Annotated in this window: 25 protein-coding genes and 1 pseudogene; 6 read left to right on the top strand and 20 right to left on the bottom strand. The window is 70.5% G+C overall.

Annotated elements, in window-relative coordinates:
• Nucleotides 1-2: 2 nt before the first annotated feature.
• The 4 genes from AC07C1_RS35260 to AC07C1_RS35245 form a co-directional block, all read right to left on the bottom strand.
• Nucleotides 3-1,358 carry an ABC transporter permease gene (locus AC07C1_RS35260; protein ID WP_478945831.1) on the bottom strand — a complete coding sequence of 452 codons (1,356 nt, stop codon included), beginning with the start codon at nt 1,356-1,358 and terminating at the stop codon, nt 3-5.
• Nucleotides 1,355-2,296, bottom strand: a complete 942-nt coding sequence (locus tag AC07C1_RS35255; RefSeq protein ID WP_478945829.1) for an ABC transporter ATP-binding protein — start codon at nt 2,294-2,296, stop codon at nt 1,355-1,357. Before AC07C1_RS35255 ends, AC07C1_RS35260 begins: the two co-directional genes overlap by 4 nt.
• A 255-nt stretch (nt 2,297-2,551) precedes the next feature.
• Nucleotides 2,552-2,929, bottom strand: coding sequence for a fic family toxin-antitoxin system, toxin component (locus AC07C1_RS35250; protein WP_478945865.1), 378 nt, complete (start codon nt 2,927-2,929; stop codon nt 2,552-2,554).
• Nucleotides 2,929-3,168 carry a hypothetical protein gene (locus tag AC07C1_RS35245; protein WP_478945827.1) on the bottom strand — a complete coding sequence of 80 codons (240 nt, stop codon included), beginning with the start codon at nt 3,166-3,168 and terminating at the stop codon, nt 2,929-2,931. The genes AC07C1_RS35250 and AC07C1_RS35245 overlap by 1 nt, the downstream gene beginning before the upstream one ends.
• Nucleotides 3,169-3,342: 174 nt before the next feature.
• Here AC07C1_RS35245 and AC07C1_RS35240 point away from each other — a divergent pair.
• A pseudogene (locus tag AC07C1_RS35240) lies at nt 3,343-3,717 on the top strand (SpoIIE family protein phosphatase); the annotation flags it as partial.
• On the opposite strand, the gene AC07C1_RS35235 reads toward AC07C1_RS35240, so the two are convergent.
• The gene (locus AC07C1_RS35235) at nt 3,657-4,082 is read right to left on the bottom strand and encodes an ATP-binding protein (protein ID WP_478945826.1); all 426 of its coding nucleotides are present in this window, start codon (nt 4,080-4,082) and stop codon (nt 3,657-3,659) included. The pseudogene AC07C1_RS35240 and the gene AC07C1_RS35235 sit on opposite strands and share 61 nt — an antisense overlap.
• Nucleotides 4,083-4,265: 183 nt before the next feature.
• Here AC07C1_RS35235 and AC07C1_RS35230 point away from each other — a divergent pair, with 183 nt between their 5' ends.
• Both AC07C1_RS35230 and glpK read left to right on the top strand, forming a co-directional pair.
• The gene (locus tag AC07C1_RS35230; protein ID WP_478945824.1) at nt 4,266-5,033 is read left to right on the top strand and encodes an IclR family transcriptional regulator; all 768 of its coding nucleotides are present in this window, start codon (nt 4,266-4,268) and stop codon (nt 5,031-5,033) included.
• Between the two features lie 44 nt (nt 5,034-5,077).
• Nucleotides 5,078-6,592 (top strand): glycerol kinase GlpK, encoded by a 1,515-nt coding sequence (glpK, locus tag AC07C1_RS35225; RefSeq protein WP_478945822.1) that lies wholly within the window; start codon nt 5,078-5,080, stop codon nt 6,590-6,592.
• A 151-nt stretch (nt 6,593-6,743) separates the two neighbouring features.
• Here glpK and AC07C1_RS35220 read toward each other — a convergent pair whose 3' ends face one another.
• The 3 genes from AC07C1_RS35220 to AC07C1_RS35210 all read right to left on the bottom strand — a co-directional run bounded on the left by AC07C1_RS35220 (nt 6,744) and on the right by AC07C1_RS35210 (nt 8,407).
• Complete coding sequence (locus AC07C1_RS35220) at nt 6,744-7,196, bottom strand: DUF6098 family protein (protein WP_478945821.1); 453 nt, start codon at nt 7,194-7,196, stop codon at nt 6,744-6,746.
• Between the two features lie 29 nt (nt 7,197-7,225).
• Nucleotides 7,226-7,453, bottom strand: coding sequence for a DUF5133 domain-containing protein (locus AC07C1_RS35215; RefSeq protein ID WP_478945819.1), 228 nt, complete (start codon nt 7,451-7,453; stop codon nt 7,226-7,228).
• Between the two features lie 183 nt (nt 7,454-7,636).
• Nucleotides 7,637-8,407, bottom strand: a complete 771-nt coding sequence (locus AC07C1_RS35210) for an isoprenyl transferase (protein WP_478945864.1) — start codon at nt 8,405-8,407, stop codon at nt 7,637-7,639.
• A gap of 697 nt (nt 8,408-9,104) precedes the next feature.
• Between AC07C1_RS35210 and AC07C1_RS35205 the strand changes: the two genes are divergently transcribed.
• Nucleotides 9,105-9,317: a DUF6059 family protein gene (locus tag AC07C1_RS35205; RefSeq protein ID WP_478945817.1), complete on the top strand. Its 213-nt coding sequence runs from the start codon at nt 9,105-9,107 to the stop codon at nt 9,315-9,317.
• Nucleotides 9,318-9,883: 566 nt separating this feature from the next.
• Here the strand turns inward: AC07C1_RS35205 and AC07C1_RS35200 are convergent.
• The gene (locus AC07C1_RS35200) at nt 9,884-10,951 is read right to left on the bottom strand and encodes a polyprenyl synthetase family protein (protein ID WP_478945815.1); all 1,068 of its coding nucleotides are present in this window, start codon (nt 10,949-10,951) and stop codon (nt 9,884-9,886) included.
• A gap of 441 nt (nt 10,952-11,392) precedes the next feature.
• On the opposite strand from AC07C1_RS35200, the gene AC07C1_RS35195 reads away from it, so the two are divergent.
• Nucleotides 11,393-12,022: a hypothetical protein gene (locus tag AC07C1_RS35195; RefSeq protein ID WP_478945813.1), complete on the top strand. Its 630-nt coding sequence runs from the start codon at nt 11,393-11,395 to the stop codon at nt 12,020-12,022.
• Complete coding sequence (locus AC07C1_RS35190) at nt 12,019-12,201, top strand: hypothetical protein (RefSeq protein ID WP_478945811.1); 183 nt, start codon at nt 12,019-12,021, stop codon at nt 12,199-12,201. The genes AC07C1_RS35195 and AC07C1_RS35190 overlap by 4 nt, the downstream gene beginning before the upstream one ends.
• A gap of 118 nt (nt 12,202-12,319) precedes the next feature.
• On the opposite strand, the gene AC07C1_RS35185 is transcribed toward AC07C1_RS35190, so the two are convergent.
• The 11 genes from AC07C1_RS35185 to AC07C1_RS35135 all read right to left on the bottom strand — a co-directional run bounded on the left by AC07C1_RS35185 (nt 12,320) and on the right by AC07C1_RS35135 (nt 26,343).
• The gene (locus tag AC07C1_RS35185) at nt 12,320-13,762 is read right to left on the bottom strand and encodes a nitrosuccinate lyase (protein WP_478945810.1); all 1,443 of its coding nucleotides are present in this window, start codon (nt 13,760-13,762) and stop codon (nt 12,320-12,322) included.
• On the bottom strand, nt 13,752-15,770 hold the full coding sequence (locus AC07C1_RS35180; protein ID WP_478945808.1) for an FAD/NAD(P)-binding protein: 2,019 nt from the start codon (nt 15,768-15,770) through the stop codon (nt 13,752-13,754). Before AC07C1_RS35180 ends, AC07C1_RS35185 begins: the two co-directional genes overlap by 11 nt.
• 88 nt (nt 15,771-15,858) lie before the next feature.
• Nucleotides 15,859-16,833 (bottom strand): 3-oxoacyl-ACP synthase III family protein, encoded by a 975-nt coding sequence (locus tag AC07C1_RS35175; RefSeq protein ID WP_478945806.1) that lies wholly within the window; start codon nt 16,831-16,833, stop codon nt 15,859-15,861.
• Between the two features lie 330 nt (nt 16,834-17,163).
• On the bottom strand, nt 17,164-18,339 hold the full coding sequence (locus AC07C1_RS35170; RefSeq protein ID WP_478945804.1) for a hydroxymethylglutaryl-CoA synthase: 1,176 nt from the start codon (nt 18,337-18,339) through the stop codon (nt 17,164-17,166).
• 4 nt (nt 18,340-18,343) lie between these two features.
• Complete coding sequence (locus AC07C1_RS35165; RefSeq protein WP_478945802.1) at nt 18,344-19,402, bottom strand: hydroxymethylglutaryl-CoA reductase; 1,059 nt, start codon at nt 19,400-19,402, stop codon at nt 18,344-18,346.
• Nucleotides 19,399-20,490 (bottom strand): type 2 isopentenyl-diphosphate Delta-isomerase, encoded by a 1,092-nt coding sequence (gene fni / locus AC07C1_RS35160; protein WP_478945800.1) that lies wholly within the window; start codon nt 20,488-20,490, stop codon nt 19,399-19,401. The genes AC07C1_RS35165 and fni overlap by 4 nt, the downstream gene beginning before the upstream one ends.
• Nucleotides 20,487-21,602, bottom strand: coding sequence for a phosphomevalonate kinase (locus tag AC07C1_RS35155; RefSeq protein WP_478945798.1), 1,116 nt, complete (start codon nt 21,600-21,602; stop codon nt 20,487-20,489). Before AC07C1_RS35155 ends, fni begins: the two co-directional genes overlap by 4 nt.
• Entirely contained in the window at nt 21,599-22,654 is a 1,056-nt protein-coding gene (gene mvaD, locus AC07C1_RS35150; RefSeq protein WP_478945796.1) for a diphosphomevalonate decarboxylase, read from the bottom strand. The genes AC07C1_RS35155 and mvaD overlap by 4 nt, the downstream gene beginning before the upstream one ends.
• Nucleotides 22,644-23,771, bottom strand: coding sequence for a mevalonate kinase (gene mvk / locus AC07C1_RS35145; RefSeq protein ID WP_478945794.1), 1,128 nt, complete (start codon nt 23,769-23,771; stop codon nt 22,644-22,646). Before mvk ends, mvaD begins: the two co-directional genes overlap by 11 nt.
• A 70-nt stretch (nt 23,772-23,841) precedes the next feature.
• Nucleotides 23,842-25,158: a cytochrome P450 gene (locus AC07C1_RS35140; RefSeq protein ID WP_478945792.1), complete on the bottom strand. Its 1,317-nt coding sequence runs from the start codon at nt 25,156-25,158 to the stop codon at nt 23,842-23,844.
• Between the two features lie 270 nt (nt 25,159-25,428).
• Nucleotides 25,429-26,343 (bottom strand): aromatic prenyltransferase, encoded by a 915-nt coding sequence (locus AC07C1_RS35135; protein ID WP_478945790.1) that lies wholly within the window; start codon nt 26,341-26,343, stop codon nt 25,429-25,431.
• Nucleotides 26,344-26,514: the final 171 nt, after the last annotated feature.

The raw sequence follows: 26,514 nt of genomic DNA, 5'->3' as shown, positions 1-26,514 counted from the left end.
AGTTATCCCTTCGAGGTGGCGAGCAGTTCGACATTGCCGTCGAACTGCCACAGCGGGTTCGGTGCGTCCCCGGCCGGGGTGCGGACCAGGAAGTAGCCGTTCACTTCCTTCGGTCCGTCGCCATCGGCCGTGAAACGACCGTCTGCGGTGACGTCGAGCTGGTAGATGGCCGTCCCTGTGGCCTCGACGCCGGGCAGGTGCCAGGAGACGACACAGCGCCAGTCGTTGCCCGCCCCCTCGGCGGCGACCTTGACACTGCCCTTGTCGCACGTCGCCGTGACCGCCAGCTGTGCTTCGGTGACGGCGGGGCGGTTGAGTTCACTGGTCTGCAGGCGATAGAGGTGGGCGAATGCCGTGGCGACCGAGCGCTGCACCTTGTCCTGCGCGATGCCCGAGCCCGTGGCCCCGGTCGTCGCGGTGACGGCCGCGACCGTCACGGCGACCATCCCGGCGAGCGGCAGGACTCCGGCCGTGACCGCGCGGCGCCCGGAGCCGTCGTAGCTCGGGTTGGTGAAGTCGCGCCGCAGGAAGAGCAGATAAGCCAGCGCTGTCGCGGTCACCGCCCACACCAGGCTGACCACGATGCCGGTCAGTAGCGGACCGAGCTGCGCCGGGTCCGTGAACAGGTTGTTCCAGGCGATGAAGGCATAACCGGGCAGGGCGAGGCGTACGGCGACGGGGAGCGGCAGCATCTGGGCGAGCTGCATCGCGAGCGCGACGAGCGCGGGCAGCAGCAGCCCCATCGGGGACCGCCCCAGCATGACCGACCCGAGCAGCCCGATCGCGGCGAGGGCCAGGGTCGGGGCGAGTACGCAGACCCAGGCGAGCAGCACCTTCCCCGCGGCGTCCGCCGGCGCCAGCAGGTGGCCGTCGAGGCCTACCAGTGGCTGGTTGCCGACCGCCACGACTCCCCCGGCCGCGCTGGAACAGGCCAGCCCGGCCACGAGCAACAGGATGACGGTGAGGCTGGCCAGTGCCTTCGCCGCGAAGATCCGTCGAGGTGACCGGACGGCCACGAGCAGATGGCGCCAGGTGCCGAGCCGGTCCTCGGAGGCGAACACGTCGCCGGCGACCACCGACGTCACCAGGGGGAGCGCCCAGGTGCCCGCGAAGCCGAGTACCACCAGCGGTCCGGCCCAGCCCGTGGCGTGCATCCAGCGGCCGAAGAGGGTGTCGACGGGGAGCGTGCTCTGCCGGCTCACCGCGGCGACGAAGAGCGCCGGCGCGATCCAGCAGGCGAGGACGAGCAGCCGTATCCGCCATTGCGAGACCAGTTTGGTCAGTTCGAAGCGGTAGCCGCGTGGTATCGAGACACGACGGGCGCCGACGGCCGTGTCGTCAGCGATGGTCGCGGTCATCGAGCGGCCTCCTGCTGCTCGGTGAGCGCGAGGAACGCGGCTTCGAGCGGCGACACCACGGGCGCCAGTTCGCGCACCGCGACACCCGCGTGCACGAGCCGCACCACCAGTTCGTCGAGGGCGGGCACCAGCGCCCGCACGACGAGCAGTTCGGTGCCGCTCCGTGCGCCGGCGTCGTCGGCGACGCGGATCCCCGCCGTGCCGGCAGCCAGCCGACGGGCGGCCTGCGGGTCGGAAGTGAGCAGCCGGTAGTCCAGTTCGCGGTTCTCGGCGGCCAGCTTGCTCAACGGGCCGGAGAAGACGACGCGTCCGGTGGCGAGGATGGTGACGTCGGAGCACAGTGCCTCGAGGTCGTCCATGCGATGGCTCGACAGCACGACGCTGGCTCCGTCCGCCGCGAGCCGGTTGAGGACCCCGTGTACATGTTTCTTGCCGGCCGGGTCGAGTCCGTTGGAAGGCTCGTCGAGCACGAGCAGCCGGGGCTTGGTGAGCAGGGCGGCGGCGAGCCCGAGCCGTTGACGCATGCCGAGCGAGAAGCCACGGGCCCGGTCGTCGGCGACATCGGTGAGGCCGACCTGCTCGAGGACGTCGTCGATCCTCGTTGTCCGCCCGTCGGGGCCGCGGAGGGCAGCCAACGCGGCGAGGTTCTGCCTGGCGGTGAGCGAGGGATAGAGGCCGGGGCCGTCCACGAAGCCGGAGACACCGTCGGGAGCGGCGAGCGCCCGTCCGACCGGTGTACCCAGTATCTCCAGGCGGCCGCTGTCGGCGGCGGCCAGGCCCAGCAGGAGGCCGAGCAATGTGGTCTTGCCGGCGCCGTTCGGTCCGGCCAGGCCGTGGATCTGCCCCTGCGTCACGTCCAGATCGATGCCGTCGAGTGCGACGACGTCACCGAAGCACTTGGTGATCCCGCGAGCCCGGACTGCGAGGAGTCTGTCCATGGGTCCCTTCTTTCGCAACGCGAGGGACCTTAGGGACGACACACAACGCGGACACGGACGGCCGATTGAACGTTCATGGAACGGATCGTCAAGGTGTCGGCACAATCGCGTGCGCGATCTGCCGGTATCGCACCGGAGTTGGGCAAAGGGGATCCACCGGGTGCGGACGAGTACCGTGCTGGAAGCACCAGGTTCGAGGACGTTCCGCTATCTTCGCCCGCCTCGCGACGCGTGTGCGGCCCGGCGGGGCGCGGTTCAGGTGGCCGGTGGCCAGGACCTCAGCAGGGCAGCGATCCTCTCGGCGGTGCAGCCGGGCTCTCGAAGGAGATCGCGCAGGGCGATGGCGTCGTCGCGGGAGGGCTTGACCGAGATCCCCGAGGTCTCCAGGTACAGCACTCCCGTGGCCGCGGCGACCGCGAGGTTGGAGTGCTCGAGCCAGCGGCAGCGGCCGAGAATGTGCACCAAGGCGGCGGCCCGTGCGTACGGCCCGTCATAGACGGGTGTTTCGAGCAGTTCGGCGCGGTGGCAGGCGACTGCCGCCACGGGCACGCCGTAGTCGTCGGAGGCGGGGTCCCCCGCTCCCGCGATCTCGGCGACCTGCAGGATCCAGGGGACGTCGATGTGCAGGTCCATCACGCGGCGTGCGCCTCGGCGGAGCGGCGGTCCGCGTCTTCGGCCTCGTCGAAAACCGCTTGGTGATCGTCGAGGAAGCGCCGCGCGGCATCCAGGCCTCGCTGCCTCAGCCCGCTGGTGTCCTCGCGTACGAGGCCGGCGATGTAGTCACCGAGACTCAGACCCCGGTCCCTGGCTCGCGCCTCGGCCAGTTCCTTGATCTCGCTGTCCACGCGCGCACCCAGCTGCGTCTTCGCCATCCCCTGATGGTAACAGCTGTTACCAGGCGGGGGACGGCAGGCGGCGGGCGGCGGGCGGCAGTAGGGCGAGTACGTGGTGTCCGGGGCGTCGTCACCACGGCTGGTGATTCCCTGCCCTTGCCCGTGCTGAGTGCCCGGCCCAGTCTGGTCCTACGTCGGGGCGGTGGAGCCCACCCGCCTCTCGGGCTGCGCGCCCTCTCGGGCCAGGCTCCCCGCCTCGAGCGGCTGCCCTTCGCGGTGGGAGACCAGTTGCTGCTCTTTACCGATGGCGTCACCGAGGCCCGCGATCACGCGCGCGAGTTCTATCCGCTGGCCGAAGGGGTGGCCCGCCATGTGTCGGCCGAGCCGGCCCGCACGCTCACCGCGCTCCACGACGAACTGCCGGCGCATGTGGGCGGCCGGCTGCACGACGACGCTGCCCTGCTTCTGCTCCGGAAGAAGACCGCGGACGAGCCGGTCTCCGTGCCGTCCCGGTCGAAGGCCGCGCGTCAGACCGCGGCGAGTTCGGCCCATCGGGCCACCCCGCCGGGGTGGACGCGTACGCCGTGACGCGTCGCCAGGGCGTGGACGATCGCCTCGCCCCGGCCGTGCTCGTCCGGGTCGATGCCGGCGAGGGACTGTCCCGGCGGAAGAGCGGGACCCGCGTCGGTGACCTCGATGCGCAGGGTGCGGTCGCCGCCCCCCGGCCTCCACGACAGCCGGAGCTCGGCCGGGGGCCGGGCGTGAATGACCGCGTTGGTGGCGAGCTCCGACACCACGAGCAGCGCATCCTCGACGATCTGCGGACTCACGCTCCACTCGGCGAGGACCGCCGCCACACGTCGGCGCACGGCTGAGACCGCGCCGGCGACGGGCGGCACCGGACACACGTGTTCGCAGGCCGCCCGAAGCAGCGTGTTGAGGTGTGCCGCCATGTTCTCTCCCGATGGTGTGTGCTGCCGGTCCGCCGTGTCTCAGCGCGTTCCGGGCCTCAGAGCAAGGTAGGGAGACAAATCGGGCTGGTCAATGAATGCTGGTCGGCATTACCGAACGCCGCCGGTTCGGTGCGTCTGCCGGCCCGCAGGGCGAAGCGTCCATGGCGGTAATAGGCTCGCTTCATGGCCGGCCCAGTCCAGTCGATCGAACGGGCGGCGGCGATTCTGCGCCTGCTCGCCGGTGGGCCCCGCCGACTCGGGCTCGGCGAGGTGGCGGCCTCGCTGGGGCTGGCGAAGGGCACCGCCCACGGCATTCTGCGCACGCTCCAGCACGTGGACTTCGTGGAGCAGGACGCCGCGACCGGGAAGTACCAGCTCGGCGCCGCCCTGCTGCACCTCGGCACCAGTTACCTGGATGTCAACGAGCTGCGCTCGCGCTCCATCAACTGGGCCGATGCCCTGGCCGCCCGCAGCGGGGAGGCGGTGCGCCTGGGGACTCCCCTGGAGGGGAGCGTCCTCATCGTCCACCACGTGTTCCGGCCGGACGACACCTTCCAGACCCTGGACGTGGGCTCGCTGCTGCCCCTGCACGCCTCCTCGCTCGGCAAGGTACTGCTGGCCTACGGGACCGCGACCGTCGACTCGGCCCGGGGGCCGGGGCTGGAGGCGTACACCCGGCACACCCTGGTCGATGCGGACCAGCTCGCGCGGGCGCTCGCCGAGGTCAGGGAACTCGGCTGGGCCGCCGAGATCCAGGAAATGAGCATGGGTGAGGCCGGGCTCGCCGCGCCGATCCGAGGGCACGGCGGTCTCGCCGTCGGCGCCATCGGGCTGTCCGGGCCGGTCGAGCGGATCTGCGACAGCCAGGGCTGCCCCCGGCCGAGTCTGATCACCCTGATCCGGGAAGCCGCACGGGCGATCTCCAGAGACCTGGGAGCCGCCCGCTGGTAGGCCAGGACAGCCGCCCCTCGATCCGTCGGAAGGCAGACCCGATCATGGCTGAACGGTATGTAATGTCCATCGATCAGGGCACCAACTCGACCCGATGCATACTGTTCGACCACCGTGGGCGGCTGGTCTCGGTTGCGCAGAAGGAGCACCATCAGCACTTCCCCAGGCCCGGATGGGTCGAGCACGACGCCGTGGAGATATGGCAGAACCTGCGACGCGTCGTGCCCGAGGCCCTGTCCGACGCCGGCGTCGACAAGGGGCAGGTCGCGGCCATCGGCCTGGCCAACCAGCGCGAGACGACGGTGCTCTGGGACCGGCGGACCGGCGCCCCGCTGGGCCGGGCGATCGTCTGGCAGGACACCCGGACGGCGCCGCTCGTCGAGGACCTCAGACAGCACCCCGGAGAGGCGTTCTTCCTGGAACGGTGCGCTCTGCCGCCCTCGACCTACTTCTCGGCGCTGCGGATCCGGTGGCTGTTCGACCACGTCAAGGGTGTCGAGCAGCGCGCCAGGGACGGCGAGGTGCTGTTCGGGACGATGGAGAGCTGGCTGATCTGGAATCTCACCGGAGGCACCGACAGCGGCCTGCACATCACCGACGTCACCAACGCCAGCCGCACGATGCTGATGAACATCCGCACGCTCACCTGGGACGACGAGCTGCTGGCCTTCTTCGGGGTGCCCCGCGAGATGCTGCCCGAGATCAGGTCTTCCGCCGAGCCGTACGGCGAGGACCGCTCGCTGCTGCCGGGCGTCTCCATCACGGCTGCCCTCGGCGACCAGCAGGCCGCTCTCTTCGGCCAGACCTGCTTCTCCCCGGGCGAGGCCAAGTGCACCTACGGAACGGGCAGCTTTCTGCTGCTCAACACCGGTGGCGACCTCGTGCTGTCCCGGCACGGACTCCTCACGACCGTCGCGTACAAGATCGGGGACCAGCAGCCGGCCTATGCCCTGGAAGGGTCGATAGCCATCACCGGCGCGCTCGTGCAGTGGTTCCGTGACCGCCTGGGCCTGATCAGCAGCGCCCCGGAGATCGAGACCCTGGCGCGGACGGTCGAGGACAACGGCGGCTGCTACATCGTCCCCGCCTTCTCAGGTCTGTTCGCGCCCCGCTGGCGCAGCGACGCACGCGGGGTGATCGTCGGCCTGACCTCGTACATCACGAAGGGACACCTGGCACGTGCCGTCCTGGAGGCCACCGGATGGCAGACCCGAGAGGTCGTCGACGCCATGAACGCCGACTCCTCGGTCTCCCTTCAGCAGCTCAAGGTGGACGGGGGCATGACCGCCGACAACCTGCTCATGCAGTTCGTGGCCGATGTGCTCGGCGTGCCCGTGGTGCGGCCCATGGTCGCCGAGACGGTCTCCCTCGGCGCCGCCTACGCGGCCGGGCTGGCCGCCGGCTACTGGTCCGACCTGGAAGTGCTGCGCCGCAACTGGCACCGGGCCGCCCAGTGGCTGCCCGACATGGACCCCGAGCTGCGGGAGTCGGAGTACGAGAACTGGCGGCGGGCCGTCGAACGGTCCCTGGACTGGGTCAGACCGCCACGGTCCGCCTGACCTGGCGCCGGGGCCGTCCGTGCCGGGGATGCGATCCGCGGTCGGCCCGGTGCCGTGTCGGGGCCGGCAGCCCAACGGACACGGTCGGTGAGCGCGGCGGAAATCCGCGGTCGGCCCGGCCGCGCGCCCCGGACCCCGGACCCCGGGCCCGTCAGGTTGTTCCGTCGCGGCCGAGGGGGCCCCAGTGGCCGGGCTGCTCGGTGATGACGCGGCACGCCTCCGTGATGACCGGGTCGGCGATCCAGCCGAGGGGTTCGACGTCCGTCACCAGGGGTTCGTTGTCCGGGCCACGGGCCGCCTCGGAGCCCCGCAGCACCCAGGGCCGGGCACGCGCGTCCTTGACGTGGGGAAGATGGCAGTAGTCGTACAGCCGACGGGCGACCCAGACGGTGGCGGGCCGCTCGCCCCACCAGTCCTCGATGTCCAGGGAGCTGGCCGACAAGCCCGGCAGCCTGATGCCGGTCAGGTCGTCCTTGCTGCTCGCACGCGGCAGGTCGCGTTCCGGGCCGCGGGACCAGCGGACGTAGAGGCCGCGGCGGCTGGTGACGAGTCGGGTCAGCTCGTCGAGGCTGGTGACAGTGGGCAAAGAGGCAGTCGTGCTCATGGTGGTCGCGGGTCGAATGGGCAGAGCGGTCAAGCAGTGAGAAGGGAGTCGTCCTGCGGGCGGGCGCCGGGCAGCTGGTGGCGGGCGGCGACCAAGGCGGTGTCCACGTCATGGGTGCCGGTCGACACGCACAGCGTGTAGGCGACGTCATCCATACGCCGGCGAACCTCCGCGCTGCCGTCTTCGGCATGCAGCAGCCGCAGCGTCTCGTACTGCTCGACGAGGTTCGTCAGCACCGCCGGGTGTGCCATGAGCATCAAGGGCCTCCTTGGTCGCCGCCATTCACATGGCTTATACACCGACCCGTATGCCCCGGACGCCGGCCGGCACTCCCGTGGATCTGCCACCTTGTCAGACCGAGCGCCGGCCGCGGTGTTGCTCCACATCGGCGACCCTGCCCGGCTGACCGTCTTCGGCGGGACGGCGCGCCCGGCTCGAGGTCACTTGCCGTAACGCCGGTCCCGGGCACCGTACGAGCGCAGGGCGCGCAGTAGATCTATCTGGCGGAAGGCAGGCCACAGTACTTCGACGAAATGCACCTCCGCATACGCGGACTGCCAGAGCAGGAAGCCGGACAGCCGCTGCTCACCGGAGGTGCGGATGATGAAGTCCGTGTCATAGCCCGCCGGGGAGTACAGGTTGTCGGAGATGTGCTGGAGTTCGAAGTTCTCGGCCAGTTCACGCGGGTCGCCTCCGCCGGCGATGTGCTTCTCGAAGGCGGACCTGACCGCGTCGATGATTTCGCGGCGCCCGCCGTACCCGACCGCCACGTCGACCTTGAGGCCGGTCCGGCCGGTGGTGCGCGCGACGGCGCCCTTCAGGGCGCGCGCGGTCTCCCCGGGCAGCAGGTCCAGAGCGCCGATGACCTCGATCTGCCAGTCCTCGTCGGCCGCGCAGATGCTGGCCACGGTCTCTTCGATGATCCCGAGCAGTGGCCCGAGTTGGGCCGGCGGCCGGTGAAGGTTGTCGTCGGACAGCATCCAGAGGGTGACGTGCTCGATGTCCGCGGCATCGCACCAGCGCAGGAAGTCGCCGACCTTCGCGCCGCCGACGCGGTAACCCTCACGAGGATCGTCGTGCCCGGCTCCGCGGGCCCACCGGCGGTTGCCGTCCAGCATGATCGCGACGTGCCGTGGACGGGGCAAGCCTTCCAGCTTGCGCACCAGGCGCCTGACGTACAGGGCTTCCAATGCCGAGCGAAGCGCCCTCAATGCCACGTGCCGTGTCCCTTCGTCCCCACCAATGGATTGCGAGGGCCACCGTATCGCCCAGTACGGAACTTCAGCCATCAACTCCGCTCGGACGGCCCGCCCCTCGGCAGGAGCGGTGCAGCCGCGCTCGTCGTACCGGATCGCCACGGCGCGGACCTGCCAGATGGCCCCCGGGGCATCCGTCAGCGGACCCCCGTGCCGCTCCTGTTCTGGCTGTGCGGGAGGGGTTTGCGGCCGCGCTGAAGCTGCTGTACGACATCGCGCCATACATCCCGGACGACGGCCGAGACCGCGAGGTCCTCACCGAGGGTGCGCGTCAGCGGCCGATGGCGGCGAGGGCCGAGGTGTACTGCTCGTCGGTGACCGGCTCCAGCCGGCTCGAGCCGTCGCCGCTGCCGTCACCGACAGGAGTGCCTGCGGGCCACCGAGCAGGCCCAGCTCACCGTAATCCGGCGGCTTCCGGCCCGTAGGACCGACGCCCGTCGGACGCACGGTCCGGACGCGTCTGCCTGACACGCCGGAGTCCTACCAGTCCGGGGCAATCAGGCATTCGGCCAGGTCCTGGCGCAGGTTGCGTTCTGAGGGGCCCGCCGGTGAGGTTCCGTGGCGGCGCTTGAGCGGGTCTGAGGTGGTTCTCCGGCCTGGCGCCGCACAGTGGCGTGGACTCCGTCGCCGCGACCATTGAAGGAGGCCCATCATGTGGCACCTGCTGCGCCCCCGCCGCGTGGGTCGTGCGATCTACCGTGCCCTGTCGACGTGCGGCATGCTCTACACCGGGCCGCACCCCGAGGTGGAGCCGCTGGCCGAGCCGCTGGCGGGACCGGCCCCGGGCCACCCGGAGCGGCTGTGCGCGGACGTGCCGCTGACGCCGTTGGAGCGTCGGTTGGTTCGGGAGTGGGGGGTCGGATAGCGCGTGCTGGGCACAACGCCGCGCCCAACGCAGAAAAGCGCCGCTGCCGGGGCCCCGGCCGCGCCGCGTCGAGCGGGAGAGCGTCGGTTGCGTCGCTCTCCGGGTCAGTGCGGTTCCCGGTCCGGCTCCCGGACCTCGGCGGGGCACTGCGGACCGATTTCCAGGTGCGGCGGTCGGGTGGATCCTCCAGGCTCATCTCGGCCCCCCTCCTGTGCCTCGTGGATGCATCATGCGGGGCGGGGCCTCGGTACGGCAGGGCGGTCCCGGCCGGGCGCGGGGCGCCGGAACGCCGCCGTGACCCCGCTCGGGCCGGTCGTCTCCTGGCGTGTACGGGTCCGATGTGCCTGGTGGGGTGGCCTGCGCCGGCGCCGGCCGGCGGAACCGGTGGTTCACGCGCGCGGTGCCGGCCGGGGGCAGGGGTTCGAGTGACTGTCGAGGGAATCACGAAAAGGGCTCCCGCGGGCGTCGAGCACGCGAGGTGCCGTGAGGCGGGAGGGGCGGCGGCGCCGGCCCGGCGGCCGGGTTGAGCGCCACGCCGCCCGCACGCAGGGGGAATGGGGCCGGGCTCAGGCGTTGCGGTAGGCGACCCGCCTGGCCATGGCCGTCAGTTCGCTGCGCCACACCCGGTCGACGGGCGCGTCGGCGATGGCCTTGCAGCCCCGCTCGACGAGACCGTCGATGTGCTTCTCGACGTCGGCGGGCACACCGGTGTCCACGAGGCGGCGGCGCACCTCGTCGGGCGTGTGGCCCGGCTCTGTGATCAGGCTGTGGATCCGCCCGTCGCGCTGCATCGCCCAGCCCAGCAGCAGCGTCATCTTGTGTTGGGTGAAGTCGAGGCCGGTGGGCTTGCCGGTGTCCGCGGAGTCACCGAAGGCGTCCAGGAGGTCGTCACGGAGCTGGAACGCCTCGCCCACCGCCTCGCCGTACTCCTCGAAGGCGGGAGCGAGGTCGTTGCGGCCCGCCGCGTTCGCGCCCACGACCAGGGGCCGGTGGATGGTGTAACGGCCGGACTTGATCTTGGCGATGAGGCGGGAGAGCCGGGGGTCGACCGAGAACGCGGCGGCCGCGTGGACATCCATGTACTGGCCGATCATCACTTCGGAGCGCAGCTTGTTCCACTCCGGGACCGCCGACGGCGGTGCCCCGGACATCAGCTCCTCGGAGTAGACGAGCGCGAGGTCGCCGACGAGGATGGCCACGCCCTCGCCGTACCGGCGTGGCTCACCCTGCCAGCCGCGGCTGACGTGCAGTGCCGTGTGCTTCGTGTGGACGGTCGGCAGTCCGCGCCGTTGGCTGGAATCGTCCAGGACGTCGTCGTGGACGAGGGCGGACAGGTGGAGCAGCTCCAGGGCCGCGCCGGCTGCCACGATCCCGGGGTCGTCGGGGTCGCCGCCGCCGGCGAGATAGCCGGCGATGCAGTATGCGGGCCGGATGCGCTTGCCGCCCGACGCGATCAGCTCGGACAGCGCGTCGATGGGGACGGCCGCCCGTTCGTCGACTGCGGCCCACGCGTCGCGCTCGGCCGCGAGGAGCGAGCGCAGCCGGTCCTCGACCCGCCGAAGCAGGTCGGTGCTGGTGCGGCGCGCGAGGTCGGCAGCCTCCTGGCCGGTGTCGGTGGTCACGTCCGAACTCACAGGTGTCTCCTCGGGTCTAGATGTAGCGGCACTCGAGCAGGAGCGCTCCAGTGCCGTCCGACCAGGGCGCCGTGGCCTCGGCCGAGTGCGCGCCCGAGCGTCGGCGACGGCCCCTGCATGGGGCGGATCTGGAGTCTCCCTTTAGGGACGATCGACTGCGCATGGTGAACGTTGACACCCTCAACTGTCGCGTGGAAACCTCCCTGTGCACCCATAGTTACGTCTGGGCAGCGTCGGGGGGTTCGGAATACACATGACGCGCTGTATCCACTGATAAGGGCCGCTGCTCGCCGGGCCAGAGGCGAAACCTGTGCCGCGTTTTCCCGAGCGGCTCTCCCTCTCTCCAGGGGCCGTCGATTCGACTGTAACTGCGCAATCAGCGTGGGGGATTCACGTCATCCATGACGGTTGCCGGGCAAGCCACCTCATGAAGGAGATTGAATGGAGTTTCACGCCTGCCGCAAAACTCACGCCCAGGAAGCCGGCGCAGCGACCGGGTCCGTCCTCTGCGCCTCGTGCATCCGGCAGCTGGAGGGCACCCTGCGGGCGCTTCCCGGCCTCTACCAGGAGAGTCTGCACCACATAGCGCCGGTGTCCCGGCGCATGCACCAGACGCGAGTGTCGGGGAGCCGGAGCAGGGACCACCTGAACATGTCCGCACTGGACGCCCGGAACAACATCCTCACCATTCTCGAGTCGTGGTCGGAGTTCGTTGTCGACGAACGCGGGGAAGTTGCCCCGACGCGCTCGGTTCCCCGCTTGGCGGATTTCTTGCTGCTCCACCTGGAGTGGCTCACCGCGCAGCCCCCGGCCGCTGATTTCGCGGACGAAATAGACGGTCTCCGGCTGGAACTGCTGCGCACGATCGACCCGGACCCCAGTGAATTTCATATGTACATCTGGGAGTGTGTCATGGACAACTGCACGGGAACGATCAACACGTCGTCGCAGCACATGGGTAACACGGACCGGAGAAGTATCCGGTGTTCGTCGGGACACACCTGGGAAATGCACGAATGGATCACTCTGCGACCGCTCATGGAACGGCAACGGAAGGCTGTCAGCGCATGAGGAAACCACCGCGCCACCGACTGGTGCCCACCAATGTGGCGGCACTCGCCACGGGGGTGTCCGAAGCGACGATCCGCAAGTGGGTGAGCCGCGGGAAGATCACCCGCTACGGCACACCGGGCCGGTCCGAGTTCGACATAGACGAACTCACGCAGATAGCACTGCGACGACGGCGTTAGGCAGCAGCCGCACATCAGGGTCGCCACAGCATTCGCGCAGGTCGGCGGGGTATCTGCGGTTGTGACGGCGGCCGTTGCGAGCGTCGGGAGCCGGTGGCCGGCACCCGGCGCTCACGGCTTATCGCCCGCCCGTCGGGGGCAGTGACCGGGACAGCGCGCGGTCCGTCAGCGGGCCCGCGGCGCCGGTGTACGCCGCCGGCTCGAACAGGTCGGTCAGCCCGGCGTCGGCGAGGGCGGCCGATGCCCGGCTGTCCTGCCGCAGGACATCGGCCAGCGGCTCGCCGGTGCGTGCCGAGCGGGCGGACGCCTCGTTCAGCAGGTCGCGTGCCCGGTCCTTGCCGAGCAACGGGGCGAGGACGACGGCGATCCGCTCGGAGACGATCTGTCCCCCGGTGATTCGGGTGTTGGCCCGCATGCGCCACGGGTCCACCGACAGCTGGGAGACGAGTTCCACCGCCTGGTGCGCCGCGCCTCCGGCGAGCCGCAGGAGGGCGCGCAGGGGCTCCCATTCGGCGTGCCAGGCGCCGGCGGACCGCTCGTCCTCGCTCGGCAGACAGCCCAGCACCGTCGCGGCGAGCTGCGGCGCTTGCAGGGCGGCGGATCTGATGGCCGTGGCCAGCACGGGGTTGCGCTTGTGCGGCATCGCCGAGGACGCGCCCCGGCCGCTGGGCGCCGGCTCGTGCACCTCGCCGACCTCGGTCCGGGTCAGGGACAGCACATCGACGGCGATCTTGCCGAGGGCTCCGCACAGGAACGCGGCGGCCATGGCCGTATCCACCACGGGCGTGCGCAGCGTATGCCACGGCACGAGGGGGGCGGACAGCCCCAGTTCGGCCGCGAACGCCTCCGTCAGCTCCTGGACGTACTGGGCCGGGTCGGCTTCCGGCGCGAACGCGAGGTACCCGGCCAAGGTGCCGGCGGCGCCGCCGAGTTGGACGGGAAGCCCCTCGGCGCTCAGCGCGTCGAGCTTCTGCGCCGCGTCGAGGACGAGATGGCGCCAGCCGGCCGCTTTGAGCCCGAAGGTCGTGGGCACCGCGTGCAGGGCGAGGGTCCGGCCGGCGATCACGGTGTCCCGGTGTTCCTCGGCGAGCAGGGCCAGCGCCTCCTCGACGTGGCGGAGGTCGGCGCGGATCAGCCGCAGGGCCCGGCCGGTGACCAGGACGGTCGCCGTGTCGAGGATGTCCTGGCTGGTCGAGCCGCGGTGCACATACCGGGCCGCCTCCGTGTCCCGGCCCGCCACCAGCGCGGTGAACTCCCGCACCAGCGCCACGACCGGGTTGGCGGACTCGCGCGCCTGCCGGGCCAGGGCGGCCAGGTCGAGACGGTCGGCCCGCGCGGCCTCGGTGATGACCCGTGCGGCGGTCGCGGGCACCGTGCCGAGCCGGGCCTGCGCCCGGCTCAGCGCCGCTTCGGCGTCCAGCATGGCCTGCAGCCACGCCCCGTCGGACACCGCGGCCACGACCGGGGTGTCCGCCCAGACCGGTGACAGCAGACCGGCGTCTGCCGGCCCCGGTGCCGGAGCGGCCCCCGCGTCCACGGTGAGGCTGATCTCAGTGGGCATGAGTGAGTCCTTGTCCTGGGTGAACTTCCGGTCCGCCCTCGGCCCGCCCGGCACCGGTGGCCGCCGCCCCCGTCGCGCCGGTCCCGGCCCGTCGGCTCTCGCCGCCGCAGGCGAGGACCGCGCGGGCGATGGCGTCGGAGTCGGTGAGCGTCACCGAGTTGACGCCGGGCCGGATGCCCGCGGCCGTCACCCAGTGCACCGACTCGGTGGGCACACCCAACGCGAAGCGGCGCGGGTGCGCCCGTCCCGCCGCGTCGATCAGGCGGAACGGCCGCCTGGTGACGGCCAGTCCGTCGCTCTGGTAGGTACCGCCGGATCGGGTGCGGATGTGGTAGGTGGTGCACTGTCCGGTGGCCAGCAGATGGCGCAGCAGCGGATCGTCCGTGCGGCTCAGCGTGATGTCGGGCAGGCGTGCCTCGACGAGCGCGTCCACCCGGACCTCGGAACCGGGCACGAGCGGCGAACCGACGGTGTATCCGGTGCCGTCGGCCGCCACCCGCAGGTCCGGCCCGACCACCTTCAGCACGCCGGCCTCGATGAGGGCGATCATCTCCTCGACGCGTCGTGCGGGCGGTCCGATCGACAGATACGCGTTGAGCGGGGTGTACCAGTGGTCCAGGTCGGTGCGGTACGAATCGCCGTGCAGGCCACCGTGGTCGACCGCGAGGCGGATCTCGTTGCGCAGGTCCCGCAGGACGTCGAGGGCGGCTTTGAGCGGGCCGCTGACATTGCCGGACCTGGCCTCCGAGACGTCCTTGCGCAAGTGGTCGAGGAGCCAGTCGGTGAAGTCCCACGGGCTGGTGAACTCCCGGTCCCGGTGCGGGCGGGCGATCAGTTCCCAGTCCCAGCGGTACTTCTCGCCGATGCCGTACGCCGAGAGGACGGCATCCTTCTCCCGCTCCCCCGGTCCGGCCGCCAGGAAGTCGTCATGGAGCTGCTGCGCCCTGGAGACGTGTCCGCGTGAGGTGAACAGCGTCCGGTAGTAGACGGCCTCGACCTCCCGGGAGATCAGCGGCCACAGATCCTTTTTGAAGTCGAGCCCGGAGTGCTCGTGGGTGCGGCGCAGCTCCGCGATGCGCCCGGCGGTGAGCAGGAGCGGTTCGTGACGGCCGTGCGGGCCCTTCTCGTTCTCGCCCCGGGCCTGGTACGGGATGCCGCGCCGGGACCCGGCGTAGATCTGTGGCTCGCGCCCGCAGGGGCGGTAGACGAGCCGGCCGTCGGCCCGCGAGAAGGAGCCGCCGCGACCGACGGTGAGTTCGGCCATGTAGTCGAAGAAGTTCAGCCCGAGCCCGCGCAGCAGCACCTTGGTGACCGGGGACAGCACGTCCAGGTCGACGTCTGCCGGGTTGGCCGGCGCGATGTGGACCAGTCCCGCCTGCCGTACCCGGGAGGTGAACTCCCGCTCGGCGGCGTCGGCGCGGGCCGGCAGGTGCCCCTGGCACAGGATCACGGCGTCCAGGCCCGCGAGCACGGTTCCGTCGTCGAGCACCACCCGCTGCAGGGATCCGTCCGCCGCGTCCGGATCGTCGTCCAGGGCCACCGCGAGGGAGGCGTGCGCGGTGACCGTCAGCCCGGGGGGCGCGCCCTCGACGGTGCGCCGGTACGCCCACTGGAGGTACCGGCCGTAGAACGCGCGGGTCGGGTAGGTGTCGGGTCCCAGTGCGCGGGCTTCGTCGAGGACGTGGGCCGGAAGGTCGTCGCCGAACCGGCCCGAGACGAGCGCCACGGCCCACTCGTGCAGGCTCGGTCCCGGTTCCAGGGGGCCCTGCAGGTCCACCGAGGCATCGGTGAACACCGATATCTGTCCGGCCACGGTGTTCATCAGCAGGTGACGGGACTGATCGGTGCGCCACACCTTGCCGGAGCCGGGCGGGTAGGGGTCGATCACATGGACGTGGACGGTGCTGCCCTGGGGCTGCGAGCGGGCGTTGACGCAGAGTCGTTCGACCACCGAGAGCCCGCGCGGGCCGCTGCCTATCAAGCCCACAGTGCAATGTCTCGTTGTCATGGTTCCCGTTTCTGCCGATGTCGAGAAACACAGCAAGGGCCGCGGTCGCCGTTCGGGCGGCTCACCAGGCGTCAAGCGGGCGACGACGTCACCACTCGACCAGCGCGAACCCCGCTGCCATGCCTCCGCCGAAGCCGGCCATGAGGATCAGGTCACCCGGTCGGAAGGCGCCGGTGCGGGCGGCTTCGGCCAAGGTGATCGGGATGGAGGCGGCTCCCGTGTTGCCGTAGTGGGTCAGCGAGAGGTGCATGGTGGCCCTGGGCAGGGCCAGTGCCGCGAAGACGGTGTCGAGCATGACGCCGTTGGCCTGGTGCGGGACGAAGTGGCTGATGTCGTCGGGGCCGACGCCGCTCTCGTGGAGGAACTGCTTGGTCAGCAGTGGCAAGCGGTCCTCGACGAAGCTGCGCACCGCCCGGCCGTCCATCGTGAAGTACTGCAGTCCGGCGTCCAGGACGGCCTGGTCGGCGGGCAGCCGGCTGCCGCCGGCGGGCACCTCGATCAGGCCCGACAACTCGCCGAAGGTGTGCGCGCTGACGTTGCGGATGCGGGCCCCCCGGTCCAGGCCCAGGACCATCGCGCCGGCGCCGTCGCCGAACAGGACGACCGTCCTGCGGTCGGCCGGGTTCAGGATGCGCGAGTACACGTCGGCGCCGATGACCAGCGCGTGGCCGCCTCGCCTGGCGAGGATGCCCTCGACGGCGGCGAGCGCGAACACCTCGCCGGAGCAGACGGCGTTGACGTCGAACGCGGCCGCGTCGACGGCGCCGAGCAGGTGCTGCACATAGGCGGCGGTGGGCGGCTGGGGCCGGTCGGGTGTGGAGGTGGCGACGGCGATCACGGACAGCTGGTCGGCGGTGATGCCGGCCGACCGCATCGCGGCCCGCCCCGCGGCCGCGGCCAGATCCGACGTGGCCTGCTCGGGGGCGGCCCAGCGGCGTTCCCGGATCGCGGTCTTGCGGATGACCCAGGCGTCATCGACCCCTGCCGCCGCTCCGACTTCGTCATTGGAGACAACACGGTCCGGCACATAAGCACCCGTACCGAGGACCCCGACTTCGGTCATGCGCCTGTCTTCCCCTCAGGTGGTCTTGAACTGGCTGTGCGAACGGCCGCGAAGGCGCGGCCGTCGCCGGCAGGAAACCGGACCCGCGGACAAGGGCCCCGGCCGGCGGATCCTGGGTGGGACCACCGGTGGGCGCCCCTGGCGCGGTGAACGGTGCCCGGGGAACGGGCCGGTGCGCTGCGGCACCGGCCCCGCCGGCGGGGCACCGTGTATGAGGGCGATCAACGACACCAGCGATCGGCTGGTCCTCGTCGGCGTGCCTGACCGCGTCGGCCTGTGCAGGCGGGTGGCGTGCCAGGCGGTGGGGTGCACGTGCCTGAGGTGCGTGGGCTAGCGGGTCTCGTAGATGCGCTTGTGGTCGCGCAGGGCCGCCAGCCGGAAGGGGCCCGTGGTCTCGGCCGGGGTGGGGTGGTCGCCGCCGTCGGCCGGGAAGGAGCGCTCGTGCAGCTCGCGGTAGCGGGCGTAGTCGACGGGCTCGCGCCGGTCGATCGCCTCGCGGTGCGCCTCGGTGCGCAGGTGTTCCCGGTAGCCGGGTACGACGGTGCCGGCGAAGAACTCGGCGACGCTGCCGGAGCCGTAGCTGAGGAAGCCGATGGCCTGGCCGGTCAGGTCGTCGGCCTGGTCGAGCAGCGCGGCGAGACCGAGGTACACCGAGGCGGTGTAGCTGTTGCCGATGACGTGGTTGTAGGCCGTGGTCAGCCCGAGGTCACGGGTGACGCGGTCGTCGTCGATGTCGTACCCACAGGAGTTCAGCAGGTGACGGTGGGCCTTGTAGGCCATCTTCGTGAACGGCTGGTGGTAGCAGAACGCGGCGAACTCGTCGAGCGCGCGCCCGCCCTGCTCCGTGTAGTCCTTCCAGCTGCCCTCCACCGCCAGCAGGTACGCGCTGATGGACTCCTGCCCGTCGACGAGAGCGGCCTCACGGTAGTTCGGCCGCCAGAAGTCCATGACGTCGGCGGTGAACACGCCCGACGGCTCCTCGATGCGCACCAGCGCGGGATCGGCGCCGACCAGCATGGCCACGGCGGCGGCACCCTGGGTGGCCTCACCCGGGCTGTCCAGCTCGTACTTGGAGACGTCGCTGGCGATCACGAGGACCCGCTGCGCCGGGTCGCGGCGCACCAGACCGATGGCGAACTGCAGGGCCGCCGTCGCCCCGTAACAGGCCTGCTTGAGTTCGACGACCCGGGTGGCCGAGGGCAGTCCGAGCAGTGAATGGACGTAGATGCCGGCCGACTTCGCCTGGTCGATCGAGGACTCCGTCGCGAAGATGATCGTGCGGATCCCGTCGCTGCCGTGCCGCTCGATGAGGGGTGCGGCGGCGGCCGCTGCGATGGTCACGATGTCCTCGTCGGCGGCGGGCACGCTCATCGACCGCTGGCCGATGCCCTTGTGGTACTTGCCGACGTCCGTGCCGTTGTACTCGGCGAGGACCGTGTGCGGCAGGACGAACTCCGTTGTGGCGAAGGACAGATCGTGAATTCCTATGGCGGAATCGTTGGCCATTTCCCTAAACACCGACCTTTGCTGTCTGGTTGTCGCGTTCCAGCTGGACGTGCGCACGCATGAGTTCGCCCGGGTTCGTCTGGGCCGCAAGGAGGGAGAGTTCACCGCACAGCACCGTCGCCGCCGCGATGACGGCGAGCCGGCGCGCGTTCTCCCCGGGGGCGCGCTCGGCCCGGCAGCCGAGCCGGGTCAGGTTGGTCTCCACGAAGCCGAGCCCCTTGCCGTTGCCGACGGTGCCCACGATCAGGTTGGGCAGGGTGCAGGCGAAGTAGAGGTCTCCGTCCCGGTCCTCGGCCATGACGACGCCTTGGGAGCCCTCGACGATGTTGGCCGCGTCCTGGCCGGTGGCCAGGTAGAAGCCGAGCAGCATGTTCGCGAAGTGGGCGTTCGCCGAGCGGATGCCACCGGCGAGCAGGGTGCCGAGCATGTTCTTGCGGATGTTCAGCTGGACGATCTTGTCGGCCGTCGTGTGCAGGACGCTCTCGACCACGTCGCGCGGCACGAGCAGCTCGGTGACGACGTTCTTGCCGCGGCCGAGGATGCCGTTGATCGCGGTCGCCTTCTTGTCCGTGCAGTAGTTCCCGGAGATCGATCCGTAGGAGATGCCCGGGATCGTCTCCAGCAGGTGTCCCAGGAGCACGTCGGAGGCAAGCGTGGCCATGTTGTGGCCGGAGGCGTCGCCGGTGCTGAACTCGAACCGGATGAACAGCAGGTTGGCGTTGATCTCGTGGCGGATGTTGATCAGCTCGGCGAACCGGCTGCACGTGCGCACCACCTCGCGCAGTTCGTCGATGCGCGCGTCGATGGTCCGCGCGGCCGTCAGCGCGGTCTGCGCGTCCACCGCCTCCACGAGCACCGACCGGGTCATCCGCTCGTCGACGAGGGTGGCGACGATGCCCCGCTCGGCCAGCATGGAGACCTTCGCGCCCCGGCCGACGGAGGGCCACAGTGGTGACTCGTAGGTGGCGAGCGGGACCTGGGTCTCGGTGGTGGCCACGTTCCCCGAGATGCGCAGCGGGCCCACCCACCTCATCGGGACCCCGGCGATCGCGTTCTCAGTCATCGTGTGCTTCCCGTCATCTCGTGGGGGACGTCAAAGTTGCCGGAACGGCGGGCGAACGGCCGGGTGTCGATGCCCCGGTCGGCGCAGAAGTCGCGGAGCTCGCCGTGGATGAGCAGATCGCAGTGCGTCAGGTCGGCGGGGGTGCGCGCGCCGAGCATGGTCTGGAGGGCGGCCAGTTGGTCGAGCCAGGTCGATACCTGCGCGATCAGTGCCGCCACTCCGCCGTCGAGCAGGGTGCGCAGGAATCCGCCGGAGACGCCGACGCCGGACGCGCCGAGCGCCAGCGCGCGGGCCACGTCGAGCGGGTTGCGCACGCCACCGGAGGCGAGGACGGGGATGGGGGCGTCCTGCGTGTCCAGGAGGCAGGCGATGGTGGACTGTCCCCAGCCGTGGAGGTAGGAGTAGTCGGCGAGTTCGCGCCGGCCGTTCTCGATGCGGGCGAAGTCGGTGCCGCCCCGGCCGCCGAGGTCGGCGACCCGCACGCCCAGGCTCTCCAGCAGGCCGACGGTCTCGCGGCTCAGTCCGAAGCCGACCTCCTTGACGATCACGGGGACGTCGACGCCGGCCGCGATCCGCTCGATCTGCGGGACCCAGGAGGAGAACGACCTGTCGCCCTCCGGCATCACCGTTTCCTGCACGGTGTTGACGTGGATCTGGAGGGCGTCGGCCTGGATCAGGTCGATGGCCCGCCGCGCGTTGTCGACGGAGGCCGTCGCGTTGACGTTGGCGATGACGAACCCGTTCGGGTTCTCCTTGCGCAGCACGCTGAACGTGTCGGCGCAGTCCGGGTCCTTGAAGTAGGCGCTCATCGACCCGGAGGCGATGGGTACGCCGGTCTCGCGGGCGGCGACGGCCAGGTCCCGGTTGATGACGCCGGTCTTCTCGCTGCCGCCGGTCATCGCGTTGATGTACAGCGGCACGGGCCAGGAGATGCCGGCGAAGGAGGTGGCCAGTGAGACGTCCGGCCGGTCGAGGCCGGCCAGGGCGTGGTGGACGAACGACACCTCGTCGAACTGGTTGCGTCCGCTGTGCCGCTGTTGTTGCTCGACAGCGAGCCGGACGTGGTCGTCCTTGCGTTGAGCGATCATTCCGTGTTCCCTTCCGCGGCGGGACGGATCGGCAGGGGCACCACCCCGGCCGAGGTCCAGCGCTCGCGCAATTGAGCGATGTCACGCGAGGCTTCGGCGTCCAGCAGCGCGATGCCGCAGTCGCCGCCGCCCGCCCCGGAGGGCTTGGCCGCGCCTCCGAGGGCTTCGGCGGCCTCGCACAGCGCTGTCAGCCGGGGCGTGAAGACTCCCAGACCGACCTCGTCATCCAGTCGAGCCAGCTCCCGCCGGGCCCGCCGGATCTGGTCCAGCAGCTCCTGGCCGTCCCCTCGCTCCAGTGCGGCGATCGCCGCGCGCACACAGTCGGTGGTGGTGTGGACGAACCTCTGGTGGGAGGCGGTGCCGCGCCAGGGCCGCCGGTGCAGGTCGGCCACCAGGGTCGCGGTGGACGCCGGGTTCCCGGTCCAGCCGACCTCCAGCGAGAGGCTCTTCGGCACCGGGAGCCGGCGCACTGCGAAGCCGGGCCAGGGGGCGCGCAGGGCCTCCTCGACGCCACGGCCGCGGGCGAGGGCGAGCACGGCGCGCCGGTCGGGCGCCTGGTAGGCGATCCAGCCGCCCCAGGTGCTGGCGGCGAGGTCGCCGCCGGATCCCTTCGGGTCGATCTCGGCGGTGGCGAGCAGGGCCAGCCGGAACCGCTCCTCCTCGGACAGCGTGAGGCCGCAGAACGCGGCGACGGCGGCCACGGTCGCCACTGTCACCGCGCCGCTGGAGCCCAGGCCGTACTTGGTGCCGTTGTCGTGCAGGCCGCTTTCGACCGACACGGTGAACGACGGTGCGGGAAGCCCGCGTTCGGTCAGCAGCCGGGTCACGGTCTCGATCGCGGACGTCACATGGGCGAGTCCCGCGGGCGCACCCTGCTCGTCGTCCGTGCGGTGCGGGCCGAGCCGGCCGTCCCGCCACCGCAGGCGCACCCCGCGCGGGCCGAGGTCGGAGGAGATATCGACGCCCGCTTCGGCGGGGCCGGTCACGGCGACGGTGATGTGGCGGTCGACCGCGACGAGGATCGCCGGGTTGCCGGGGTCGACCACCGCGTACTCCCCCGCGACGAACAACTTGCCCGGCGCGCGCCGGACGACGGTGCGCTGACGGGTCATCGACCGTCCCCGTGCAGCAGGCGGGCGCCCGGCCCCGGCTCGGCGACGAGCACCGAGCCGTCCGTGACGGCGTCGCGCACGGTCGTGGCGATCCGGTCGGCGTCGGCCCGGCGGCACAGCACCTTGACGTTGGGTCCGGCGTCCATGGTGGCGTAGGCCGCGATGCCGTCCCGCCGGAGCTGGAGCACGCTGTCGAGGACGGTGAGCGTGGCCGGCGACAGGTAGCGCACCGCCGGGCGTGCCGCGAGCATGGTCGCGTGCATGCCGAGGGCATTGCGCTCCGCGATCTCCCCGACCGCTTCGATGTCGCCGGCGAGCAGCGCCGCGCGCATCTCGGTCAGGTCGTCCTTGCTGGAGGCGGCCCACGGCTCGTACAGCGGGGAGGTGTCGACGGTCCGCCGCATGGCCGCCCGGCTGGATACGGCCTTCGGGCCCGCGTTGACCACGGCGATGACCAGTGCCGGGTCGAGGTCTCCCGCGGGTACCGGCTCGGCGTAGGAGCTGAGGTCGGCTTCCGCGGCGGTGCCGGAGTCCAGGCCGGCGTGCCACATCGCGAAACCGCCGAAGATCGACCGGGACGCCGATCCGGAGCCGCGCCGGGCCAGCCGCGACAGGGCGGTGGCGTCGAGGCCGAGCCCGTACGCGGCCGCGGCCGCGACGGCGAGGGCGGCGAACCCGCTCGCGGAGGATGCGAGGCCCGCCCCGGTGGGGACCGTGTTCTCGCTGTCCACGACGGCCCGGTGGGCAACCCCGGCCCGCTCCCGCACCAGGTCCAGGAAGGCGACGACGCGGCGCAGTGCCTCACCCTCGGCGGGCCGGCCGTTGAGGGTCACCTCGTCGTGCTCGGCCCCGGAGGCGAGGCGCACCCCGGTGGTCGTCGGGAAGACGTCCAGGGTCATCGACAGGCTGTCGACACGGGGCAGGACGAGGTGTTCATCTCGCTTGCCCCAGTACTTGATCAGCGCGATGTTCGGGTGCGCGAGGGCGGTGGCATGTCCCGCGGTGCCCCGCTCCCGCACGTTGACCAGGGTGGTCGGGTGTTCAGAGTGCATTCTTGGCGAGCCCTCTCAGCGGTACGACCCATGTCTGCACGGCGCCGGCTTCGTGGAGCTGCTGGGTGACCTCTCTGGCCTGCTCCGGCCCGGTCAGGGCGATGACACAGCCGCCCAGGCCACCGCCGGTGATCTTGGCTCCGAGGCTGCCTCCCATGAGCGCGGCCTCGACGAGGGCGTCGACGCCCTTGGTGCTGAGTCCGGCCGCCCGCAGCAGGTCGTGGTAGTCCGTCAGCCGCGAACCCAGCTCCTCCGGCTTGCCGTCGGCGAGGGCGTGCCGTGCCTCGTCGGTCAGCCGCGACGCGCGGTGCACGAACCTCTCCTGTGCTCCGTCGTGTCGCTGGAACCCCTCGCGCAGCAGCTCGACCGCGTCCTTGGTGCGGCCCACGACGCCGCTGTCCGCGATGATGAACAGGCCGTCACAGCCGATGCTCAGTTCCTGGGCCTCGCCCGCCTGGAACAGCAGTGGGGCGGACGCGCCGACGGCCCGTGCGTCGACGCCGCTGGAGCGGCCGTGCGCCACGTTCTCGGCCGTCTGCACCAGGTCGAACGTCTCGCGCTCCGTGACGTCGCGGCCGTGGAGATCGGCGAGGGCATGGACGACCGCGCGTGCACAGGCGGCGCTGGAGCCGAGCCCCCGGCCGTGCGGGATGGCCCCGTCGATGATCACGTCCAGGTGCGTGCTGTCGTCCACGCCCATGGTCGCCTTGAACTCGGTGATCAGCCGGCGCAGCCCGTCGGAGGCCTGCGTCACCATCGGCCGCGACGGGGAACCGGTCATCGTGAAAGACACATCGCCCGGCCCGTCGGCGCCGCGGCCGGACCAGCCGGCGCTCGCCGTGACCGTCAGTTGCGGAATGGGAAGAGCGAGCGCCGGAGCCCCGTACACGACGGCGTGCTCCCCGAGCAGAATGGCTTTGGCGTGGGCGCGACCGATGCCGACGGAACGAGCCCGGCGGTCCTCTGACACCCCCTCCGCCGAGGTCGGCAGAGTCAACGCACTCAACTCCCCTTGTCGTTTCTGCGGTGAGATCGCATCGTCCAGCGATTCAGGAGGAAAACGGAGAAGCCGCCGCCGTGGTTGCGGCCGGCGGCCAGATCGGGCACGGATGCGCATCGCCCCGGGTCGGACCGGGCGTGATGCGGTGAGGCGAATCAGGTGTGGAACCCCACGAGCGAGGCCACACCTACCGCGGCTGGGGGACCATGAGAAGACGGCGGGGATGGAGCGTGGTCTCCGGCGCCGTGCGAACACGGCTGTGCGGCTCGGTGCTCAGCTTCCATTCCTGCGTCACGACATCGAGGATGACTTCGAGTTCCTGCCAGGCGAACGGCTCCCCGATGCACCCCTTCGACCCGATGCCGAAGGGGATGTAGGAGGCGTCGACCTTGCTGGGATGGATCGAGAGCCACCGGTCCGGGTCGAACCGATGCGGACGCGGATAGCGCTCGGGGTCCCGGTGCAGCAGGTAGGAGCTGAATACGACGTTCGTGCCCGTGCGGAGTGAGTAGTCGCCGAGCGTGACATCGGAAAGGGTCTTTCGGCATGAAATCCACACCGGCGGATAGAGTCGCAGGATCTCCATCAGGAACCGGAGAGTGTAGCCGGGCGCACCGTGATCGTGGACGGCGCTGCCGTTTCGCTTCTCCGTCAGGTCCTTGAGGAGCTTCTCCTCGACCAGAGGCTCCGTGGCGAGCACATACAGAGCCCATGACATGACGGAAGCGGTGGTGACCGTCGCCGCAGTCAGCATCATGACTGCCTCTTCGCACACCTCGTCCGCCGTCAGGACACGGTTCCCCTCGTCGTCCGAGTCCGACAGGAGCGCCGAGAGGTAACCGGCCGTGGATTCGGGAGAGTCCAGGAGTTCGGTGATGCATGCGGCGAGCAGGTCCCGGAAGTCCTTGCGCGCCTGGGACAGCCGCTTGGACGCGCCCGGTCGCGCCGCCCGGGCCGCCGATTTCCCATAGAGCGGCTTCCTGATCATTTCCCAGGCCAGCCGGGAGAGACGCTCGCTCAGAGCTTCCGTCGTCTCGGGCGGCAGCCCGGTGATGAGCGTGCCCACAGCGATCGCACAGGAGATCCGGCACATCGCGGACTGGATGTCCACGGCATCGCCGGCGCGCCACGAGGACACGACATCACGAACGATGCCGCGCATGACCGGGACGTACTCATCGACCTTCGTCGACCGCAGGTACGGGTTCGCCAGACGCCGGTAGTGCCGGTGCATGGTTTCGTCTTCCGAGAGCATCCCCACCCGGCTGAGGTTCCTGGCCTTCCGGAAGAGTTCGCCCTTGCCGTAGTTCTTGCTCTCGGTCACGAGTATCCTGCGGACGAGGACAGGATCCTTGACGAACACGGCGTCGACGCCGTCCACTGTCAGGTCGCGAAGCGGGTGGCCGCGGAGGAGGCTCTCCATTCGGCTGAATTGGAACGTTGGGCTGTCATGTTCGTGCGGATCGTTCGAGTATGAGGTTGCCGAGTTCGTCTGACTCTTCATTGCGCTCACCTCTCGTACACGGGGTCCATGCCCGCATTGCGGTCACAGAAGCCAGAACCTGGCGGGCACATCGGATCCGGCGCAGGTGACGGCGCCGGCGGGTCGTGCCCGAGCCGAAGCCGCGCCCTTTCGGCAAGTGATCTCAAGGGATTCGTGACGCTGGGCGGGCAGGGCCCTCGCTGCCGAACCGCCTCATTGCGTGAGCAGCTCAAAAAAGAGAACCCCGCGACAGGCGGGGTTCTCTGAGGAGTCGTCGACCGCTTCCGTGGTTTATGCGGTTTCCTTGTCGCGAGCGGCGATGTAGGCGGTGTTCAGCCGGCTGACGGAGCGCCAGCGGTAGTACGACTGCAGCTTGTAGTACTCCTCGCCGGTGGACGTCACGGCGGCGTAGACCATCTTGGGGTCGTCGACACCGTACGGAACACTCTTCACGAAGTGCTCGACCTTGGTGCCGAGCCGGGCGAAGAACGACATCGGGTCCTGGGTCTTCACTCCGTAGGAGATCCGCTCGATCTTCGGGGAATCCCAGTTCAGGGTGGTGTAGAGCCCGAACGACTTCTGGCAGAAGTTGAACATCTGCTCACTCGGGTTCGGCAGACCGATGTCCCGGTGCATCGCCAGGACGGTCTCCTTCTCGAAGCATTCCGCAGGCGCCGCGAAGTACACGTTCATCGTTCGGCTGCGGTAGTCGATCCCGATCACGTCCACCTTCTCGGCCAGGCCGTAGCGGGTGAAGAAATCGACGTTCTCGGCCAGGCTCCGCGGCATCGACGGGAGGCCGGTGAGCCTGGCCAGGGTCTCGTGCTCTCCGCCCGGGAAGTACGCCCAGACCTTCTTGAACCCGGCGATGACTCCGAAGTCGACGCCGTAACTGTCGATGGGGCAGAGCTGCTGCAGGTCCGGGAGCAGGGCGCCGACGGGGTGGTCCGTCTCCGCGATCAGCCCCTTCGACAGGGCGACGGCGTACGGGTCGACCTCCTTGGGAAGGGTGAAGCGAGCGTCGAACTCACCCTCGTGGCGCGCGTTGGTGGCCACCCTGAAAGCGATCACGGCCTGCGGAAGCGCATCCTCGAACGCGGTCAGGATGGGCCAGACCTTGTCACGCGAGGTCTTCACGTCCAGCAGGCCGGCTGACTTCTCAATGGCCGAGTAGACACTGGCCACATCGACTGTTCCCGACATCATCACTCCAAAGAGTCAATCTCGGTGCTTGATTGAATTTCGCAAGCTTTGCGCCGCAGACCGGGGCACCACGCGCCCGAACCGAGCAGGACAATTCCGGGCAGCGCACGGGGAGCGTCGACCCTCGATCATGGATGCGCAACGGAGTGCCGGCTCTGACAGCCCGAGTCACGG

This window comes from Streptomyces sp. NPDC045022 (assembly GCF_056432605.1).
Note: the sequence above shows the minus strand (reverse complement) of the source record. Positions and strands in the feature narration are given on the sequence as shown.